This is a genomic window from Colwellia sp. SU-HH01217, from assembly GCF_057543495.1.
The window spans coordinates 1-693 of sequence record NZ_BAAJLX010000046.1; the positions used below are offsets into that span (position 1 = coordinate 1).

Consider the following 693-nt stretch of genomic DNA (forward strand, 5'->3'; position numbering starts at 1 on the left):
ATACACCGCGATTTACGTGATGCAGGTGAATCATGCAGCGTTAACCGTGTGGCTAAGATAATGTCCGAGCACAAGCTCAAGGCACAAATAGGCTATAAACGTCGGCATATTAAAGGTGGCAAAACATCACGAGTAGCGGATAATTTGTTAGTTCGTCAATTCAATCCACCTGGACCGAACCAATCGTGGGTGAGTGACATCACCTATATCAGAACACATGAAGGATTCTTGTACCTTGCTACTGTTTTGGATTTATTTTCTAGGCGAGTTGTTGGTTGGTCGATGGATAAAAACATGGATAAACATTTAGTAATGAAAGCATTGCTAATGGCAGTCTATCAACGACAGCCAAAATCACAAGTAATGGTACACACGGATCAAGGTAGCCAATATGGTAGCTCAGATTACTTAGCATTGATGAAAGAGCATAAGCTTGTACCTTCGATGAGTCGTCGAGGCAATTGCCATGATAATGCGGTTGCTGAAAGCTTTTTCGCAACAATCAAAAAGCACATTATTAAAAAGAAGATATACTCGACACGTAACGATGCGAAAACCGAGATATTTAATTTTATAGAAATGTTTTACAATCCTAAAAAGCGTCACTCACATACAGGCGGTGTTTCACCTGCTAAATTTGAGGAAGCGTATTTTTCTGAGTTAGAAACTGTCTAGTGAAAGCTGGGAAGTCCA

At 40.3% G+C, this 693-nt stretch carries 1 protein-coding gene; it reads left to right on the forward strand.

The features are described from left to right. Positions 1–675: IS3 family transposase (locus AC27G3_RS18170; protein ID WP_487124049.1), on the forward strand; the 675-nt coding region annotated here is incomplete at its 5' end. Between the last annotated feature and the right edge of the window lie 18 nt (positions 676–693).